Annotated in this window: 13 protein-coding genes; 5 read left to right on the top strand and 8 right to left on the bottom strand. The window is 46.7% G+C overall.

Annotated elements, in window-relative coordinates; translation table 11 throughout:
* Genes LCH85_00455 through LCH85_00445 form a run of 3 tightly spaced genes read right to left on the bottom strand, consistent with a single transcriptional unit; the run spans position 1 to position 3879 of the window.
* Complete coding sequence (locus LCH85_00455) at positions 1-1572, bottom strand: hypothetical protein (protein ID MCA0350439.1); 1572 nt, start codon at positions 1570-1572, stop codon at positions 1-3.
* Positions 1569-2204, bottom strand: coding sequence for an RAMP superfamily CRISPR-associated protein (locus LCH85_00450; GenBank protein MCA0350438.1), 636 nt, complete (start codon positions 2202-2204; stop codon positions 1569-1571). The genes LCH85_00455 and LCH85_00450 overlap by 4 nt, the downstream gene beginning before the upstream one ends.
* 1 nt (position 2205) lies before the next feature.
* A complete protein-coding gene (locus LCH85_00445) occupies positions 2206-3879 on the bottom strand; it encodes a hypothetical protein (GenBank protein MCA0350437.1) in 1674 nt (557 codons plus the stop codon).
* Positions 3880-4328: 449 nt separating this feature from the next.
* On the opposite strand from LCH85_00445, the gene LCH85_00440 reads away from it, so the two are divergent.
* The gene (locus LCH85_00440; GenBank protein ID MCA0350436.1) at positions 4329-5714 is read left to right on the top strand and encodes a hypothetical protein; all 1386 of its coding nucleotides are present in this window, start codon (positions 4329-4331) and stop codon (positions 5712-5714) included.
* A 174-nt stretch (positions 5715-5888) separates the two neighbouring features.
* Here the strand turns inward: LCH85_00440 and LCH85_00435 are convergent, their stop codons facing one another.
* Both LCH85_00435 and LCH85_00430 read right to left on the bottom strand, forming a co-directional pair.
* Positions 5889-6821 carry an RNA methyltransferase gene (locus LCH85_00435; GenBank protein ID MCA0350435.1) on the bottom strand — a complete coding sequence of 311 codons (933 nt, stop codon included), beginning with the start codon at positions 6819-6821 and terminating at the stop codon, positions 5889-5891.
* A 102-nt stretch (positions 6822-6923) separates the two neighbouring features.
* Positions 6924-8474 (bottom strand): glycoside hydrolase family 43 protein, encoded by a 1551-nt coding sequence (locus LCH85_00430; GenBank protein MCA0350434.1) that lies wholly within the window; start codon positions 8472-8474, stop codon positions 6924-6926.
* A 96-nt stretch (positions 8475-8570) separates the two neighbouring features.
* On the opposite strand from LCH85_00430, the gene LCH85_00425 reads away from it, so the two are divergent.
* Both LCH85_00425 and LCH85_00420 read left to right on the top strand, forming a co-directional pair.
* Positions 8571-9218, top strand: a complete 648-nt coding sequence (locus LCH85_00425) for a class I SAM-dependent methyltransferase (protein ID MCA0350433.1) — start codon at positions 8571-8573, stop codon at positions 9216-9218.
* Between the two features lie 177 nt (positions 9219-9395).
* Entirely contained in the window at positions 9396-12173 is a 2778-nt protein-coding gene (locus LCH85_00420) for a DUF4982 domain-containing protein (protein MCA0350432.1), read from the top strand.
* Here LCH85_00420 and LCH85_00415 read toward each other — a convergent pair.
* Positions 12170-12772 (bottom strand): TetR/AcrR family transcriptional regulator, encoded by a 603-nt coding sequence (locus LCH85_00415; GenBank protein MCA0350431.1) that lies wholly within the window; start codon positions 12770-12772, stop codon positions 12170-12172. The genes LCH85_00420 and LCH85_00415 overlap by 4 nt on opposite strands.
* Positions 12773-12948: 176 nt before the next feature.
* On the opposite strand from LCH85_00415, the gene LCH85_00410 reads away from it, so the two are divergent.
* On the top strand, positions 12949-16110 hold the full coding sequence (locus LCH85_00410) for a cytochrome P450 (GenBank protein ID MCA0350430.1): 3162 nt from the start codon (positions 12949-12951) through the stop codon (positions 16108-16110).
* Between the two features lie 1202 nt (positions 16111-17312).
* Positions 17313-17594 (top strand): transposase, encoded by a 282-nt coding sequence (locus LCH85_00405; protein ID MCA0350429.1) that lies wholly within the window; start codon positions 17313-17315, stop codon positions 17592-17594.
* Between the two features lie 210 nt (positions 17595-17804).
* On the opposite strand, the gene LCH85_00400 is transcribed toward LCH85_00405, so the two are convergent.
* Together LCH85_00400 and LCH85_00395 are read right to left on the bottom strand one after the other, a co-directional pair.
* The gene (locus LCH85_00400; GenBank protein MCA0350428.1) at positions 17805-18425 is read right to left on the bottom strand and encodes a hypothetical protein; all 621 of its coding nucleotides are present in this window, start codon (positions 18423-18425) and stop codon (positions 17805-17807) included.
* A 16-nt stretch (positions 18426-18441) separates the two neighbouring features.
* Positions 18442-19521 (bottom strand): DUF262 domain-containing protein, encoded by a 1080-nt coding sequence (locus LCH85_00395; GenBank protein ID MCA0350427.1) that lies wholly within the window; start codon positions 19519-19521, stop codon positions 18442-18444.
* Positions 19522-19558 lie beyond the last annotated feature (37 nt).

Raw genomic sequence — 19558 nt, 5'->3', positions numbered from 1 at the left:
TCAACCTCGCTTTTTCAGTAAAGGCTGCTTACGAGCCATCGTTACAATTGCAATAATCAAGCGGGCATGATATTCCAAAGCAAGTTGGGGAGTGAGTTGCGCTAGATGATCGCCAAGTTGTAAGCGCTCAACCTGCCAGCGCTTAAGTAGTTCAGTGATGTCAAGTTTTAGCAAGGTTTCTAGTGATTGACCATTAGCCAAGCTAGTTGCGCGTAGATGCTGACGAGCAATTTGGGCAGTTTGATCAATTGTCTCTCGAAATATCGCAAAAACCGAATCAACAGAGGTATTCGTTGTTTGATGCAGTGCCAAGGATTGAATGTGGGCTAGTAAGTCTCGACACCATAACTCAACTCGCCCCAATAAACTATTGCGTGAATCCGATTGGTGCTTGATTTGGCAATCCCCAATCAATTCGATTAAGCGTTGATCCAGCCGTTGGCGCAACATTCGCTCACCCATCAGCTGTAAAAGTTTGCGCGATTCTGGCTCAAAGAAGTTCATTTGGGTCGATGTTGTCGGCAAAAGCCCGTCATTGGAGTTAAAGCTCGGCTGGTGGTTTTGCAAATTAACCACATGATCTTGCAATGCAGCATCAAGGCTAATCCGGCCAAAGCCTTCATTGCGCCGTTCGCCAATGCCTTGCTCAACGAGGGCTAGCCAATCGGCGCGAGCCTGCTGCCAAACCAACACACTACCAGCTGCCAAAGCCGGAGTTTGCGGCAAGGGCAAGCCCCAAGTGCGATTAAAACCACCAAGCACGGTATAGCGTAATTTTGAGGCCTTGAGATCAAGTTGGCCTGCTTGCAAGCCAAAACTTGCCGCCAAACCACTGGGGTCAGCGCCGATTCGACCATATTGGCCATACTGATCGCGAATAATTGCATCACTCAACAAGGTCATGGTCACGGTTTCAGTTGTTGGAAGTGGATTGGTTGGAACATATGGCAATTCATGCCACGTTGGATCATGGGTTACCTTGATAATATGACTTTCGCCATAACCAGCACTACGAGCTTTGCCCATGGATAAGCGCGATTGGGCACGCAATAAATCTTCAAGCACCTGGAGATGAGCAACATCACCAAGGATAATTGCCCGAAACCGCTGATTTGGAGCAATTGCCACATAGCGATACACCGCGCCACTGCCACGCAGGCTGCGCCCCTTGGCCCGATTGCGGGTGGTGTGAATATTCAAATGGCGCACAGTATCGAAGGTATATTGCTGTCCAAACCATTCATATCGAGGTTCTTTGGCTTGTTTAGGTTCAGCGTCAGAGGCTGCTTGATCATGCACGTCGCGTTTCTGAATCATTGGGAGCATACGCTTTTTAGTGGTTGACTCAAGCGGGTAGGCATGTAAAAAGCGCACCCGATTACTAAAAAACAACTGATTACGTGGGTCAAGTTGATATTCAGCGCCTTTTGATTGCAGATAAAGGCTAATTAATGCTCCACGCAAAACACTGCCTGGAATATAACTAAAACTGGTAGCACTATTGGGGTCGCCTTCAAGGGCACTGACCAAGACTGGCTGCTGAGTCACGAGATCAACAATCAATGCATTCATGCCGGTTTCTCCATAACATCAGGCAACATGACAAGGCTCAATTCGCTACCATCGTGAGCGAACAGGCGACATTGAACTTCACCACGGCCACGATTACGGCTTGTTCCAAGGTGGCGCAAGGCATAACAACCAGCCAGCAAGATCGATTCTTGTGCTTGAGACAATGCTGGGCAGGTAATTGGGCTAATAAATGTAGTAGTCCGCAGAATCACCCGCATTGCTCGTAAAGTATAGGCATCGGCAATACCTTTATCATCGATCTTGGTTTGGCGGCGCACACCAGTTAGGCTGGTTAAAACCTCATGGGGATTGAGGTGCGCCTGTTGAATCGCCACGCGAACGAGATCGGGAAGACAGGCATCGCCAACGTATAATAAACCGCTAGCATCGGTTATACTCCCACCAATCCCAAAGAGCTTATTGCATTCATGCTGCAAAAATTTACCATTAGGATGGATGGCAATTAAATTTTCGCACTCTTCACGCCATAAACCCTTCAAGGTGCGCCCACGCAAATAGGGCAACCCAAAGCAGTCCTGTTCAACTTCCACATCAACCAAGCCCGCAATGCCATCGCCACGACCAAAGGTGGCATCGCTTTTCAACTCAATTTTAAGATAATACAGGCTCATGCTATGCCCCCTGTACTTCAGCCAATGGCGGATAATGCTCCATTAATTCGATCACATCAAAATAGCGGGCAAGCTGCTTAGCAACGGGTCGCGATTGATCGAGATCATCAACGGCCCACGCCTCCTGATGCGCTAAACCTGCGAATTGGGGTAACGTCAACGGAGCACGTAAATTAGTTTGCCACTGCTTAGTAGCCTGCGAACCTTGACGGTTGATATCTTGAAAGGCAATTAATTTATTCCGTCGTTCTTGCCAAATCGGGCTAAAATCTTGGACTGCCTGTTTAACATTCGCCCATGTTCGCCATGTTTGAGGAGTCTGCTCAAGCATTACTGGCCGCAACGTCAACGATTCAATCGCGCTTAGACTATATTCTGTATTCCGCAATGCTTCGAGCTTATCGATGCGACCACTTGGGGCGATTTGCCAATCCAAAGCGCTCGATTGTTTCTGCGAAACGGTTGCGCTTAGTTGCTTAGCTGAGGCACATAGTTCCTCAGCCAAGTCATAAGCGCGAGCAAATGGATAATGGGTACGAAAAATCGTAATTCCCGCACAGGCACTCAGTTCATGTGGAAATGAACTACTTTCTTCAGGGAATTCTTGTTTCAATTTTTTGATTAATTCCCTGCTCTGCTCAGTAAATTGTGCTAATAACACTTCCGTCACATGAAAAGCTACGCGAGCATCGCACACAAACGTAATATCATCGCCGCCATAGACCAGTGGACGCAGCGGAAAAAATGGATTTTTGGTATCACGATCAATCTCTAAGTGATGAGTTAATTCCTTGAACGCTGGATCACGCAGATTATCTCCCAGAAATTTTACCGTCGCATTCATCGCATCAGCACCCAAACGATTAATTAACTGCGAAAGGGCACGATAAAAATTAATATAGCGCTGATTGGTCGTTTTGATCTGGGCCAAACCACGAATCAGATTACCAATCCCATTACCATCGGCATGGATTACAGCTAAATAACTATATTTACCAGTCGTGCGACCAAAATCATCAAAATCACGAGGAATGCTGTACTTTTGATTAATGAGCTTAAAAGCATCTATTTGGTGCAATAGATCCGCCATGGCCGGATCGACGGTATCCCCAGTTTTTGAGGCAAGCTGGGTTTTAGTCACGATCTCGCGTGCAATTGGATAATCACCTGGATCGCGAGGAACGCCATCGAGCAGATTGCGCTGTTGGGTTGCAACCAAACCAGTTGATCGGCAGGCTACTGTTACGCCCAAACCAAGCGTGGCAGGTGTGGTGTTATAGGCATTTTGCGCCCGTTCGCAATCTTCACGAGCTTGTTTGATATAGGTTTTAATATCATAACTATCAGGCGAATAAGCAAATTGAGCAGACATACCAACCGCAAAGCGCAACCCAGCTGCTTCCTTGAGCATCCTCAAGCTATACTGACGTACCCATCGTTTGGCATTCACCTGAGAATAAAATACAATACAAGCATGCCCACCACCAGCAAAAATCACCTGCGCCTCAATCTCAGGTGGATCAATCCAGCCAATAACAGCACCATCAGGTTTGGATGTAGCCCGTTTGATGCTATAGGAAGCGCCAATATTCTCACGCAGCCGGTTACTACTAAAAATATACGTTTGAATTCCACTCGTCTTGAGATACACAACTACTGCTTCTACTTGGGTCATACCAATACCCTTTCTACTATCGACAAACTATTGACAATTGTAGGATCAATCTGATAATAGCAAGCACTAGCTTAGACAATGAATTGGCATTTATGGTTGACACAATCTTACAGTTATAATGGTATAGTTGTAAAGGTTAATTTTTACATCTATACCCATCAGTCAGGGCCAATCTGGGTCATCAGGCTATACCAACAATAGGACTCTCACCACTGATTTTCGTTAGGATGGCCGTAAGCTGGCGCTGGCATACTACAAACAAATCCTTCCTCCTCACACACACTCTTCTCTCCTACAAGCGGCCCAACTGGGCCGTTTGTGGTTTTAAACGCTTATAAGATTTGGCAGGAATGGTAAAATGTATTCAATAAATATCAATACTATGTAAAATAAAAGTTTAGACACGCTTGTTCGAACTATATCCTACGCTAGCATAAGGAGCCTTATCAATGCACGCCGACGCTGAATCACAACCACCATCCCCTGCCCAAAACAACGATGCGCCACAGCAACAAGCTTCAGCCATTAATATTGATAATTCTCCAGTTGGGGTTGCCGCTGGGATAAATTATGGAAATATAACAACCAACAACAATACGACGAACAATACAACTAACAACAATACAACCAACAATACAACCAACAATACAACCAACAACAATACAACTAATATTTTCTACAACGCTGAAAAGAAACTGCTTGAAAAATCGCCACCAAGAGTTTGGTTACCAACAAATAAAAGCGAACTATGTCAATACTTTGAAATCGAACTAAAATTACGTGGCATTGTTACAAGCAGCGAATATGCCACAGATTACGATTATTATGCGGTGTGGTTCAATCAAATCGAGCCTGCTCAGGAGGATAATACACAATTATCGTGGATTCAAAATAATATTGCTCAACAAAAAGGCGTTTTTTCCGAAAAGCCAGCTGGGATTCATCCAAATTACCAATATATTTGCAAAAGCCTGGTTAATTCAGATCAAATTAAATCAATCGATAGTAACCATACTGCCCAAGCGCATGCCAGAATAATTGCCAAGCAACTTATAGCTACCAAATTTCAATCTAATTCAGATCCAATAGTTCTTGAATTTCAATCAGAACAGAGGGCTATTCCGAAAATTGAGGCTGATTTGGTACTTGATTGGCGCGATTATCAACAAAATGTCAATGCAAAGATTGATACATGGCAACGAGGTCAAGAAGCATTATATGATCTTAGAGCATGGATCGGTGCTGCGCATCCACTAACGTTGAATACTCAAAACTTAGGCTATTTCCCAGCATTGATGTTTGGGGCAACTTTTTATCTAGCCACCACATATCGGCTAAAAATAATAAACTTCAGTAATAATAATAAATCGGAATGGGAGTTATCTTTAGATGAACATTCAGTCGCTGATTTAGAATATTCATTTCATATTTCAGATAATAATTCAAAAAATTGTATATTAAATATCTGCACTGTAAGAACGCAAAATTCGGATAAAGTCATCAAAGCAATGGATAATTATACCAACAATCATATCGATGACCTTGGCTGTGTGCTAAAAATATACCCAAACAACAAAAAAATAACCATTACCGACTCAAAAGATGCATCAGCTATCGTCAATTTCATTATCGACGTAGTTGATATGCTACCAGAATCCTATCGTACTCATCAACTGCTTATTTCAGCGCCGGTCGCCTTAATCGTTTTATTGGGCCAATGCCTCAATGGTCGTCAATCATGGTTCTTCCACGAACATATAAAAGTCGTTGATAGCTATCAACTAATCGATTTCCCAATCATTGCCCAAGCTACGCCAACTCGCTCGATCAGCTAGGGCGCTCGTTAATTTAACGGTAAGCTGACGCTGGCATACTATGGTCAAATCCTTCCTCCTCACACACACTCTTCTCTCCTACAAGCGGCCCAACTGGGCTGTTTGTAGTTTTAGCCATAAAAATCCGACTAGCTTAATCAAGCCAGTCGGATTACAAATTAGGCCAAATTTAGCTTACGCCAAGCGTTGTTGACGAAACATTTCATACAACACAATGCTAGTCGCCACCCCTAAATTCAGCGAATCGCAGGTGCCAGCCATGGGAATGCGTACCAAGGTATCGCAGACGCTTTGCTCGCCAACCGATAAACCCAAGCGCTCGCTGCCCATCAGCAAAATCGCCGGGCTTGGGTAGCTGATGGTTTGGTATTCTTGCTCAACATCGGGAGTCGTGCCAATCACATGATAGCCATTGGTTTGTTTCCACTGGGAAAATTCATCGAAGGTTGTGCGCACCATGCGCAAGGCAAACAACGAACCCATGCTGGCGCGAATCGCCGCCGGATGATACGGATCGGTCGTGTCGCCGATCAAAATCAGGCCTTCGCAACCAACTGCATCACAGGTACGCATAATCGCGCCCAAGTTGCCAGGGTTACCAACCCCATTCAGGGCCACCCAAGGTCGATCAGTCAATTGAACATTGCTCAGCGGCTCTTGCTGCAATTTGACCACGGCCCCGATACCTTGCAGATTTTCTTTGAACGAAATACCTGCAAAGGCACTTGCCGAGAGTTCAACCATCTGTTTGGCAGCTTTGCGCAAAGCGCTGACAGTGCCAGCAGAGTGCTCGGTACGCGAGAGCAATTCCAGCGAGATCGCCCCAATTTCCAGCGGCAAACCAGCATTAATTGCTTGAGCAACGATTCGCGCCCCTTCAATATAGTAGGTTCCCGTTCGGTCGCGGGCATCGCGCGAGCGTAATTGCCGAATTTCTTTGACAATATCAGGCAAAACGGTTTGCTCAAGCTCCACGGTTGGTTTTTGCCCTTGCGGCGTAGGCTTACGCGCTTGATGCGAGCGTTCTGTGCGTTTGGCAGGCGGTCGAGCAGGGCGTTGTGGGTTCGTCGTTGGCGGGCGTTTAGGTTTATTCGATTTACGAGTCATGAGCGCTACTTTCTCCCACAGTAGCAGCATGATCGCCCACTGGGGAATGTATTTTAACCGAAAAACTCAACGCCCGCCAAACATTCAGCCGAGAACAACCAACTACTCGGCGATTTCGCGGTATTCAAACCAATCGAAATCGGCCACGGTTTGGCTGGTTTGGCCTTGGCTACTGGCATACAAGCCAATCACTGTGCCCACAAAACCACCAGCAACCGGCGTGCTCAAAAAGCGACCATCGAGATTTTCGAAGACTGGTTGCCATGCATCGGGCTGCTCAGCCACAAAAAAGCTATATTCCTGTCCATAGGCTACAATCCGCAAATAGCTGCGCTGGCTGGCGATTGGCACTTGCGCCAAACATTCTTGCTCGCCATTGCGACACACAATCAGGCTTGCTTGCTGCTCACCAGTAATGACAAATTGCACCTGATAGTTATGATTTTGAATCAGCACCATGCCGGCTACTTCTTGCGGCTGCTGTGGCTGAAACTCCAGCACAGTTTGCGCTAAAAAGTTCATATGTTGCTGCCGTCGCCCAACAAAGCTGGGGTTGACCATTTGATTAATTTGCTCAGGCCGCAGCTGCATGCGCAACCAACCAACTCGTTCGCTCAAGCTCCACCACTGCGAACGCGGCGTGCGCAAAAACATCCAATGCATGGCTAAATTTTCGCCATCAAAATGGTCGCATGCGGCCTGAACTGGCCAGCGTTGCAGCGGCAAATCGGGCGCGGGGTAGCTCAACTCAACTTTACCAGTACCAGGGCTGATAATTGGCCAGCCTTCTTCCCAACGCACTGGAGTTAGAAAAGTTTCGCGGCCAAGGTTATAAAATTCGCCGCCATATGGGCGCATGGCTAGCAGCACCATCCACCATTCGCCATTTTGAGTTTGCACCAAATCGGCATGGCCAGTACCCATCACCGGATAATCACGGCCAAGTTGGCGATGAGTCAGAATTGGATTGGCGCGATAGCCTTCATAGCCTTGGGTTAATTCGCTGCTGCGGGCAATCGTCACGGCATGATTGTATTCCGTACCAGCCTCGGCAATCATCAAATAATACCAACCATCAATTTTGTAAAGATGCGGACCTTCAGTCCAAATCACACCTTGGAGTGCTCCCCGCCATAGCACCGATTGCTCTCCAATCAATTGCATTGTGGTCAAATCAAGCTCTTGTAGCCAAATTTCACATTGGCCAACATAATCGGGGTTGGCTTTGCCACGATTGCCCACATACCAAGCCCTGCCATCCTCGAAAAAGAGCGAGGGATCGATCCCATCAGCGTCGAGCCAATAGGGGTCTGACCATGGACCAGCTGGTGATTGAGCAGTCACAATAAAGTTGCCATGGCGCTCTTTACCAGCAATCAAGGTGGTAATCATGTAAAACGTGCCATCGTGGTAGCTGATAGTTGGGGCAAAAATTCCTGCTGATGGATGAATTTCGTCGAGGTTGAGCTGCGAGGGGCGGTCTAAAATATGACCAATTTGCCGCCAATGCACCAAATCGCGGCTATGATGAATCGGCACGCCTGGAAAATATTCAAAGGTCGAGTGAATCAGATAATAATCTTCGCCTACCCGACAAATTGCTGGATCTGGATAAAAGCCCGTCATGATTGGATTGTGAAAGCGGCGTTGCATAGTGTTCCTCACACATGGAAACGTTTTTATTAGTTATTTTTTAGCAGAAATTTGTTAAGATGCAATTGAAAGTTTTAGGTGTTTTGGGAGCAATTAATGAGCGATTTACCAGCTAGTGCGCGGATCTACAACAACAATCTTTTAAAGTTCTATGATTTTCTAGTTCATGGCATCTCCGATAGTTTTATTTGGCGCTGCCCCAAGCCCAATTTAGTGCAATGGTATCGCCAACATCTCGGCAACCAGCACTTGGATATTGGGCCAGGCAGCGGTTTGTTATTGCGCGAAACCCTGAATCGACAGCAATTAAGCAAATTGGTGCTGCTCGATGTTAATCCTGAGTGCTTAATCCAATCGTCAGCTAATCTGAGCGAATGGCAACCGCAAGCCGTTCGCGCTTCGATTATGCAAGCATTGCCATTAACTGAGCAGTTCGATTCGATTGGTTTGGGCTATATTTTGCATTGCATCGCTGGCACGCCTGAAATTAAAAGTGCAGTGCTACAACGACTAGCTGAGCTGTTAACTCCCAATGGTGTACTGTTTGGTGCAACAATTTTAAGCGCTAGCGAACCATTCCATAGCGCTACGGCCCGACGGTTGATGGGTATTTACAATCATCGCCAAATTTTCGCCAACCAAACCGATACCCTCGCCAAACTTGAAACGATGCTGCAACAAGCTTTTCAGCGCTATGAGATTAAGCGCATCGGCAGTGTGGCGCTCTTTGCTGGCTGGCGTTGATCATTGCTCCCACTCGCGCAACAATCTTGGCTGATTCTGAAATACAGGCTATTTTTTAGAAGAACTTTAGTAAAATAGCCTGTAGACTTGCTGGTTAAAGTATCGCGTTAGCGTAAGCTTTGAGCAACTAAGCGCTGCTTGGCAAACAACGATGTACAGCAGCATGGAGCATCAGCGATGATTAGCAACCCACCCCGCGAACGAATTCTGTTTGATCAAGGCTGGCGTTTTGCCCTCGGCCATGCCTTCGACCCCGCCCAAGATTTTCAGCTGGATACAAGTCATTTTTCGTTTCTAGCCAAGGCTGGCTATGGCGACGGCGCGGCCTCAGCCAAGTTCGACGATCGGGCTTGGCGTTTGCTCGATCTACCCCACGATTGGTGTGTTGAATTGCCCTTCGATCAACGCGGAACTCACAGCCATGGCTACAAAGCGATTGGCCGCAAGTTTCCCGCCAATAGCGTTGGCTGGTATCGCAAAACCTTTGTAATTCCCGCCGACGATCTTGGGCGACGCATCAGCCTCGAATTCGATGGGGTGCATCGCGATTCTAAAGTTTGGGTCAATGGCTTTTATCTGGGCAACGAGCCAAGCGGCTACACCAGTTTTAGCTACGATATCAGCGATTATCTGAATTATGGCGGCCAAAATGTGGTGGTAGTACGCGCCGATGCCACCACTGAAGAAGGTTGGTTTTATGAGGGCGCTGGCATTTATCGCCACGTTTGGTTGAGCAAAACCGCCCAAGTGCATGTCGCCCGCTATGGCACATTCGTCACTAGCGAAATTCATGAAACTAGCGCCACGATCACCATTCAAACAACCGTTGTCAACGCAAGCCAACATCCAATCGAATTTAGCTTGCTGGAAACAATCAGCGATCCTGCTGCTAGCAATGTGCTGCAAGCCCAAAGCGCCAATTATCAGCTGGCGGCTGGCCAAAGCGCTGAATTCAGCCACCAGCACCCGCTCAACAATCCGCAACTCTGGGATCTTGCCAGCCCTCATTTGTATCAATTAACCACTACCGTGCTGCTCGGTGAACAGGCAGTTGATAGCTATCAGACAACCTTTGGCATTCGCAGCATTCGCTTTGATCCTGATCATGGTTTTTTCTTGAATGGGCGTTCGGTCAAATTAGTCGGCAGCAACCAGCATCAAGATCACGCGGGAGTTGGCACGGCTATTCCCGATAGTTTGCAAGAATATCGAATCAAACGTTTGCAGGAATTTAATCATAACGCGATTCGGACCTCACACAACCCGCCAACCCCCGAATTCCTCGCTGCCTGCGACCGTTTGGGCATGTTGGTGCTGAACGAAAATCGTTTGATGGGCACGAATCCTGAGCATTTGCGCCATGTTGAGCAGCTAATCAAGCGTGATCGAAATCATCCTTCGGTCATTTTGTGGTCGTTGGGCAACGAAGAATGGGCGATCGAGGGCACAATTATCGGCGCACGCATCGCTAGCACCATGCAAAACGTTGCCCGCCAATTCGACCATACCCGCCTTTTCACAATCGCTTGTAGCGGCGGCTGGGATACGGGTATCGGCATGGTGACCGATGTGGTTGGCTATAATTATATCTTTCACGGCGATATCGATGCCCATCATGCCAAATTCCCATGGCAAGCGGGCGTTGGCACCGAGGAAAGCAACACCTATGGCACACGCGGGATCTACCAAACTGATGCCAGTCGTGGGCATTTAGCGCCTTCTCCCAGCGGTGATGGCTACGCCGATACGGAGTTCGGCTGGCAATTTTATGTCAAACGACCATTCTTGGCTGGGCTATTCTATTGGACTGGCTTTGATTATCGTGGTGAGCCAACACCCTTTGAATGGCCAGCGGTCGCCAGTCAATTTGGCTTTTTTGATCTCTGTGGTTTCCCCAAAGATATTGCCTACTACACCAAGGCGTGGTGGGGCCAGCAACCTGTTTTGCACATTGGCTATCACTGGGATTGGCCAAATGATCTTGGTCAAGTGAAAAGCTTTCCGATTTATAGCAATTGCCAAGAAGTTGAGTTATGGCTCAATGGTCAGAGCCTTGGCCGCCGCCCAATGCCCGAAAACGGCCACCAGCAATGGGAAGTTGCCTATCAACCAGGCGAATTGGTAGCGCGTGGCTATAACAACGGGGTTGAAGTGCTCAGCACTAACCTGCGCACCAGCCAAGCTGCCAGCCAAATTCAACTAGTGCTCGATTATGGTCAACTACAACAAGCAGGCGATCTAGCCGTTGTAAGCTTGCAGGTTTGCGATGATCATGGCCAAGTTGTGCCAACTGCCAATCAGCTGCTCGATCTGCAATTAACCGGTTCGGCCAAAATTTTAGGGGTTGGCAACGGAGATCCAGCGAGCCACGAGCCAGAGCAATATCACAATAGCTATCAACTTTGCCCAATCCAGATTAATGCCGAGCAAACTGTGGCCGAGTTGAGCACAGGCTTGGAGCGAGCGCTAGGAGCCGAAGCCCAAACTTGGCAACCAGCCTTCTTGCATCACAACGACGATCAACAGGCTAATCCTCAGGCCTATATTCTGTTGCGTGGCAGCTTCGAGCTACCACAGTACAGCGCTGCCAGCAGCATTCGCTTGTTCAGCAAAAGCATAGCCCACGATTACAGCATCTATATCAACGGCCAATTGATCATCAGCGATATTGCGCTTGAGCAGGGCGATCAAGCGCTTGAATTAAGCCATGAACTGGTGCATCCAGGCCAAAACGAATATTTGGTGACTGGGCGCTGGATCAAAAAAGCCAACCCCTGGACGTTCCCCAATCGTGAGCCTGGCGTAGTGCAGGTTATCGAGCCAGCCGCCGCTTGGCAACGCCGCGTCTTCAACGGCCTAGCCCAAGTTATCGTGCAACATACTGACGGCGACCAGCCAATTAGCCTTAGTGCCAGCAACCCTGAGCTGGCTACGGCAACGCTTAAGTTCGATTAATCGTCAGCAATTGGGCGAGCCAGCACTGCTTCCAGCAAGGCAGTAGCTGGCTCCTCAATCTCCAACAATTGCTCAATTTGATCGCTCTCCATCGCCTGCAAAATTAATTCGTTAATCCCCCCAACAATTGCCATCGCCAAGGCTGGGGTAATTTTACGTTTTTGCGGCGAATCATAGTGTTGGTCGGCTCCGGTGGCTCGCAGCAAATCGGCAAAGCGCTGGTTAGCCGCCCGTCGCACCTGCAAGCCGCGCGTTCCCGCCGCCAAAATCTCAATAAACAACGTGCGCATCAATAACGGATGCTCTTTGATCCGTTGTAAATAAGCCCGATGAGCACAGCGCACCCGCGAATGCATATCGTGAGCACCCTCGATCGCCCGTCGAATCACCTCGATTAATTGATCGGTGGCAGCCGTATAGAGCGCCAACAAACAATCCTCTTTGCTAGCAAAATGTTGGTAAAAGGTGCGCTTGGATACTCGCGCCAAACGCACAATATCGGCAATCGTTGTTTCGGCATAGCCTTTTTCGGCCACCGCCGCCGCCATCCCATCCATTAGGCGGCTACGATATTCGGCCTCTGTTACTTGTTCGGTCATAGCAACCTCGTCGTTGAACCACTCGCTACTCATACTAGCTTAATTTCTTGGTACTTGACAGTACCAGAAGCTGATGATAGCATAAATTCAATTGGTACTCAACAGTACCAAGAAGCATATTTGATAGTTCGCGGCGACCTGCACAGGCCAGCATTGCAGCAAGGGAGGCTCGTTTTATGAGTATTTCCAGCCCAATTCGTTATATTCCCCAACCGCCAACCCGTCCAATCGTCGGCAATGTGCCCGACATTGGCATGGAAACGCCTGTCCAGAATTTGATGAAACTGGCTCAGCATTATGGGCCGATTTTCCGCGTGAGTTTCCCAAATCGCACAGTATTGGTCGTTTCTTCGGCTGAACTTGTGGCTGAAATTAGCGATCAACAACGTTTCGATAAATTATTGCATGGGCCATTAATTCAAATTCGCGATTTTGCTGGCGATGGCTTGTTTACGGCCTATACCGAGGAAGCCAATTGGAGCAAAGCTCATCGTTTATTGATGCCAGCCTTCGGGCCAGCCAGCATGCGTAATTATTTCGACGACATGCTCGATATCGCTGACCAATTATTTACTAAATGGGAGCGTCAAGGGCCAGAAACCGATTTTGATGTGGCTGATAATATGACCCGCCTGACGCTCGATACGATTGCCTTATGTGGTTTTGGCTATCGGTTTAATTCGTTTTATCAACGCGAAATGCACCCATTTGTTGAAGCGATGGTGCGAGCCTTGGCCGAGGCTGGTGCTCGCGCTCGCCGTTTATCAATTCAAACGAAATTAATGCGCTCAACCCAGCGCCAATATGAAGCCGATATGCAGTATATGCACGGCATCACCGATGAATTAATTGCTAAACGGCGCAGCTTGCCAAGCAACGAAGTTCCCAACGATCTACTGGGATTAATGCTCAATGCCAAAGATTCGATCACCGGTGAAGGCTTAGATGATGCGAATATTCGCAATCAACTGGTGACATTTTTGATTGCTGGCCACGAAACTACCAGCGGCCTGCTCTCGTTTGCAACTTATTTTCTGCTCCAACAACCTAAAATTTTGCAACGCGCTCAAGCCATCGTCGATCAAGTGCTCGGCGATCGCCTGCCACGCTACGAAGATTTGGCCAAACTGGGCTACCTCGACCAAATTTTGCGCGAAACCTTGCGACTCTGGCCAACTGCGCCTGTTTTTGGGGTTTATGCCAAGCACGATACCAGCATTGGCGGCTTTCCAGTTAAGCAGGGCGAAAAATTCATCGCCTTGTTGCCAACCTTGCACCGCGACCCCAAAGTTTGGCACAATCCCAACCAATTTGACCCCGATCGCTTTGCGCCCGAAGTACGTGAACAAATCACTGAGCATGCTTGGAAGCCGTTTGGCAATGGCCAACGCGCCTGTATTGGGCGTTCATTCGCCATGCAAGAGGCCACGTTGGTTTTAGCAATGATGCTGCAACGATTTGAATTAACGCAACCGCAACCCTACCATTTACATGTCAAAGAAACTCTGACGCTCAAACCTGAAGGCCTGACCGTTCGAGCACGGGTGCGCAAAAACATCGTGCGCAGCGCCAAGCCAACTCAGCCAAATGTAGCAATTCAATCAAGCCCCAATCAAGCTCAGCACAATACCCCATTGCTCGTGCTGTATGGCTCTAATTCTGGCTCATCTGAAGCCTTTGCCCGCCGAATAGCCAGCGATGGTGAGGCACGCGGCTACCAAACTACCGTGGCCGCCCTCAATGATTATGTCAATAAATTACCAACCACTGGAGCAGTTAGCATCGTAGCCGCCTCATACAACGGCCAGCCTGCCGATAATGCTCAAGCCTTCTGTCAATGGTTGGCTAACGTTGCACCAAACTCGCTCAAAGGCGTGCGCTATAGCGTTTTTGGCTGTGGCAACCGCGATTGGCAGAGCACCTACCAAGCTGTGCCAACTCAAATTGATCAGCACTTGCAGGCCGCTGGAGCCGAACGTTTGCTTGAACGCGGCGCCGCCGATGCCCGCAGTGATTTCTTTGGCGATTTTGAGCGTTGGTATGCGCCGTTTTGGCAAACCCACAACCAAACATTTGCAATCGCAAGCGCTGAAATTAGCAGCAAACCACTGTACCAGGTTGAATTACTGCCATCAAGCAGCGATCAATTGGCCCAACAAACGGGCTTCGGGTTTGCTAGCGTGCTCGAAAATCGTGAATTAGTTGATCTTAGTTCGCCTTTGGGTCGTTCAAAACGCCACATCGAACTGCGTTTGCCAAGCGAGCTGCAATACCAAGCTGGCGATTATTTAGCGATCTTGCCGCAAAATCACCCCAGCCTGATCGAGCGGGCTTGCAAACATTTTGGGCTAAAACCTGAACAAACGGTGATTTTGCACGCTACACGCGGAGCTGCTAACCTGCCAATTGATCGACCAATCAGTTTGGGCGAATTGCTGAGCAGCCACGTCGAATTAGCCACTCCCGCAACCCAACGCGATTTGGAGTTGCTGGCGCAGAAGAATGTTTGTCCACCGCACCAAATTCATTTAGCTGCATTGGCCGCCGATCACGAGCGTTATACTAGCGAGATTTTGCAAAAACGCCTGAGCCTGTTGGATTTGCTTGAGCAATATCCATCATCAGTGCTTGATTTTGGCGAATTTTTAGAGCTATTGCCAGCGATGCGAGTGCGTCAATACTCAATTTCGTCATCGTCGTTGCTCAATTCAAACCAAGCTAGCCTAACCGTGGCGGTGGTCGATGCCCCAGCATGGTCGGGTAAGGGCCAGTTTTATGGCACATGTTCAAGTTATTTGGCCCGTTTGCAGGTTGGCGATCAAATTGCGGTGAGCTTGCGTCAACCACATATTCCGTTTCGCCCACCGAGCGCCAACAGCACACCATTGTTGATGATTTGTGCAGGCACTGGTTTAGCGCCATTCCGTGGTTTTATCCAAGAGCGCGTTGCTCGCCAAGCCCAAGGCGAAGCACTTGGCCCGAATGCCCTGTTTTTTGGCTGCGACCATCCTGAGGTTGATCTACTTTATCACGAGCAGATTCAGGCTTGGCAGCAAGCTGGAGTGCTAAAATTTTCCCCAGCATTCTATCGCCAGCCGATTGGTGAGGTCAGCTTTGTGCAACATCGGCTCTGGCAAGAACGCCAGTATGTGTGGAGCTTAATCGAACAGGGCGCGGTAATAGCTGTTTGTGGCGATGGCCGCTCCATGGCTCCAGCCGTGCGTGAAACTTTGGCGCGAATCTATGCCGAAGCAACTGGGAGCGAACAAGCAGCAGGCATGGCATGGATTGCCGAAATCGAGCAAGCAGGCCGCTACGTCGCCGATGTTTTCGGCTAAAAAGCCCTATTAATGGCAGATAAAAGCCGTTGGAAACAAAACCACGATAACGATCTGCTAGATTGGGGTTTGGCGAAGAATGGAATCACCCTGATCGCACACATCGGCGAAACCGCAAAGTGTCGGCTCAATTGCACCGCTCCGCAGGGCTTTGGCCAGTTGGGCCGCGCTTTATGTGGTTACAGAAAACCTAGAGTGAACCAGTTTCAGTATCCTCTATGCGGATCGAAGTAATGAAATGCGTGACATGAGCGGCGGCTGCGCCGCGCTACCGTATTTCAGTATCCCCTCTGGGTGGATCGAATTCTTGAAATACCCGTGGTTTTGGTGCGCTGCATTTCGATAACGTTTCAGTATCCTCTGGGCGGATCGAAGTATTGAAATTTTATAAAAGCTACAGCGATGTAGCCCCCGACTGTTTCAGTATCCTCTATGCGGATCGAATTGAAATTGAATGTTGTAGATAAAATCAAAGGCTGCCGTCATGTTTCAGTATCCTCTGAGCGGATCGAAGTATTGAAATTCGGTTATTCCCCCAAGAGCCATACAACGGCTGGGAGTTTCAGTATCCTCTGAGCGGATCGAAGTATTGAAATTTTATAAAAGCTACAGCGATGTAGCCCTCGACTGTTTCAGTATCCTCTGGGCGGATCGAATTAGGCTCTATCTGATAATTCTATGGTAGCCTCTGCGGCAGAAGGTGTCTATGGCTCGCCATGAATTGACCGATGCGCAGTTTGCATTAATTGTACCGCTCTTACCGACCGGAACTCGTCGTGGCCGCTCGTGGAATAACCATCGTCGCGTCGTGAACGGCATCGTGTGAAAGCTCAATACCGGCGTTCCTTGGCGCGATATTCCCGATCATTATGGGTCGTGGAAAACCTCTCTGATCGGTTTGTCTTGTGGTGATGCGATGGCATGTGGGAACGCATCCTCGCCACACTGCACGTGACATTGGATACCGATGGTCAGCTCGATTAGCAGCAATGGAACATCGATGGCACGCTCATTCACGCCAGTCGTGCGACAGCGGGCGCACGCAAAAAAGGTTTTGACGACCATGAACCCACCGATCATGCTCTCGGATGCTCCTGCGGCGGATTCGGCACAAACTCCACCTCCTTAGTCGATAATTGCGGCCACCCATTATCCGCCTGTCTTACGCCCGGTAGACCCACGAAAGTACGGCGTTCGAAACCGTGATGCGGCAGATCGTCGTGCCCCAGCAACGCGGTCGTCCGCGCAGCCGACTACGCCAACTGGCTGGTGATCGCGGCTACGATACCCAGCGTATTCGCCAATGGCTGCAGCATCGGTCGGTGATTCCGCCACGCCACCGCCGCAGGATGCGCAAGGCGGGTTGTCCGGTCGGTTACGACCCACGAGCCTATTGTACCCGCACTGTGGTCGAATACACCATTAGGTGGCTTAAGGAGTGCCATTCAGTCGCCATGCGGTTTGAGAAATTAGTGCTGAACTAGCGCGGATTTGTCCATCTGGCGATGATTCAACGATTGGTTCGTACCCTTGCACCATTAATACCGCTATCCTGAATTATCAGACAGAACCTAAATTAATTTAATATGCTTATTGAGGCAATATTCTTGGCGATTTTCATGTCCTTAATTATATTCCAAGCCTTTCTATGAAGGGCTTCAGGCTTATCAGAGAGAACCTAGTCTAATTTGTATTTATTTTTTATATGATACCTTTTCTATGGCATTTAAAATATTTCCAGCTAATTCATCCATCGATTTTATTACTAACTCACTTAATTTTAATATAATTTCATCATTTAAATATGAATTCAATGAATCTCCATGAGCAATAGAGTTCCTTTTCATTAACAATAAATTAAAGTCATTAGACTTACTTTCATCAATGTTCATCACACATAATTTCCGTAATATATTATTCATTATTTTTACTGTTGTATTAGACTTAACATCTATTTGCTTAGGAATTTCGATAAACCCATTATTTATTATTTTCATCAATGATTTCGATAAATCCATATGTTTATTAAAATCTGTTACATTTTTCTCTAATTCCATTGCATTTGATATACAATAAGCAAATAAACAATCATGAAAATCAAAAATCGATATATTAAGGCTATTAATATATTCTATATATAATCCTAGTGATTCACAAAAAAAACCCTCCCATAATGAATAGAACATAACAACACTATATTTTTCCATTAATTTTTTAAGATTATCACTTTTTTGATTATGTATATTCTTTTTAATGATTGCAATTTCATGGACTCTTACATCTACTAATTCATTTAATTTAATTTTTATATTCATAAAATCACCTTAAAAATTAAATATTAAATAATCTTTCAGCAATTTCAATTCTCTTATTGATACGGGCTTTATTATTTGATGCGGTTCCCATTGCAGAAATAAATTCTCTATCATTATAGAGTTCTCTAATTTTATCGTTTATTACATTTATTTCTACTTTCTCATATCCATCGATATACTTTGCTATACCAATAGTTACAACGTCATATATAGACGCTGAAAATCCGCCGTTTTTTCCTTTAAAAACATCAGGTCCTATTTTTGATAGTACATCAACAACTCTCATTAGTAATTTCTCATATTTATCAAAATCAAATTCCGTATTCTCAACAGAATTTTTCATAAACTCTGTCATATGTTCTGATATATTCTTCTTAACTCCTAATTCGTTATCAAAAAGAGATGTAAATCTTAATACTAATTCTTCTAAATATAGTTCAGATTCTTGCTTTTCTGTAGGCTGAATGAGATTGATAAATCTTATATCTTCAGCAATTCTCTTTAGATAGTTATTAAAAGTAACAGATTTCCCTCTAAAAATACAATTTCTAATCTCTTGATCTGTTAAAATTGATCCACCAGTATTTAAACGATTAAATAATTCATACCTCATATCTAATTCACTATTCCATCGTATAATTTCAATACGACACACGGCTCTTTTTAAACTTAATGATAATTTTAGAGGTAAAGTATCAGAAGTAAACCCATCCAATTCTTCAATAAGATCACCCTTCAATAAAGGCCAGTTATTTTTCTCATCATCGGGCTTTGTATCTTTTTTTCTTAATATACCAAAAAATGATAATATAGTGGATACTCTTTGAAGTCCATCGACTAATTCCCACTGTCCTTTTTCATTCTCAGCTACAAATATCGGGGGAATGGGAATGCCCAATAATATCGACTCCACAAATCTGGTCTTTTGTTCATCAGACCAGCGAAAAAGGCGTTGAAACTCTGGATCAATAATTAACTCGTAGTTTGTGTAGAGACTCATAACTTCGCCAAATGACATATCCAATCTATCAGTTGACAAACTATTGCGTTTTTCTTGGATAGCAGCTTCAATATCTTTTTGTGGAGACTTATTCATCTTTGCATGTACCTCATTAAAATCATTCGGTTGACTG

The sequence above is a fragment of the Chloroflexota bacterium genome, from assembly GCA_020161265.1.
Classification (GTDB): Bacteria; Chloroflexota; Chloroflexia; order Chloroflexales; family Herpetosiphonaceae; genus Herpetosiphon.
The sequence above is the reverse complement of the archived record's forward strand: the minus strand, read 5'-3'. Positions and strand labels throughout refer to the sequence as shown.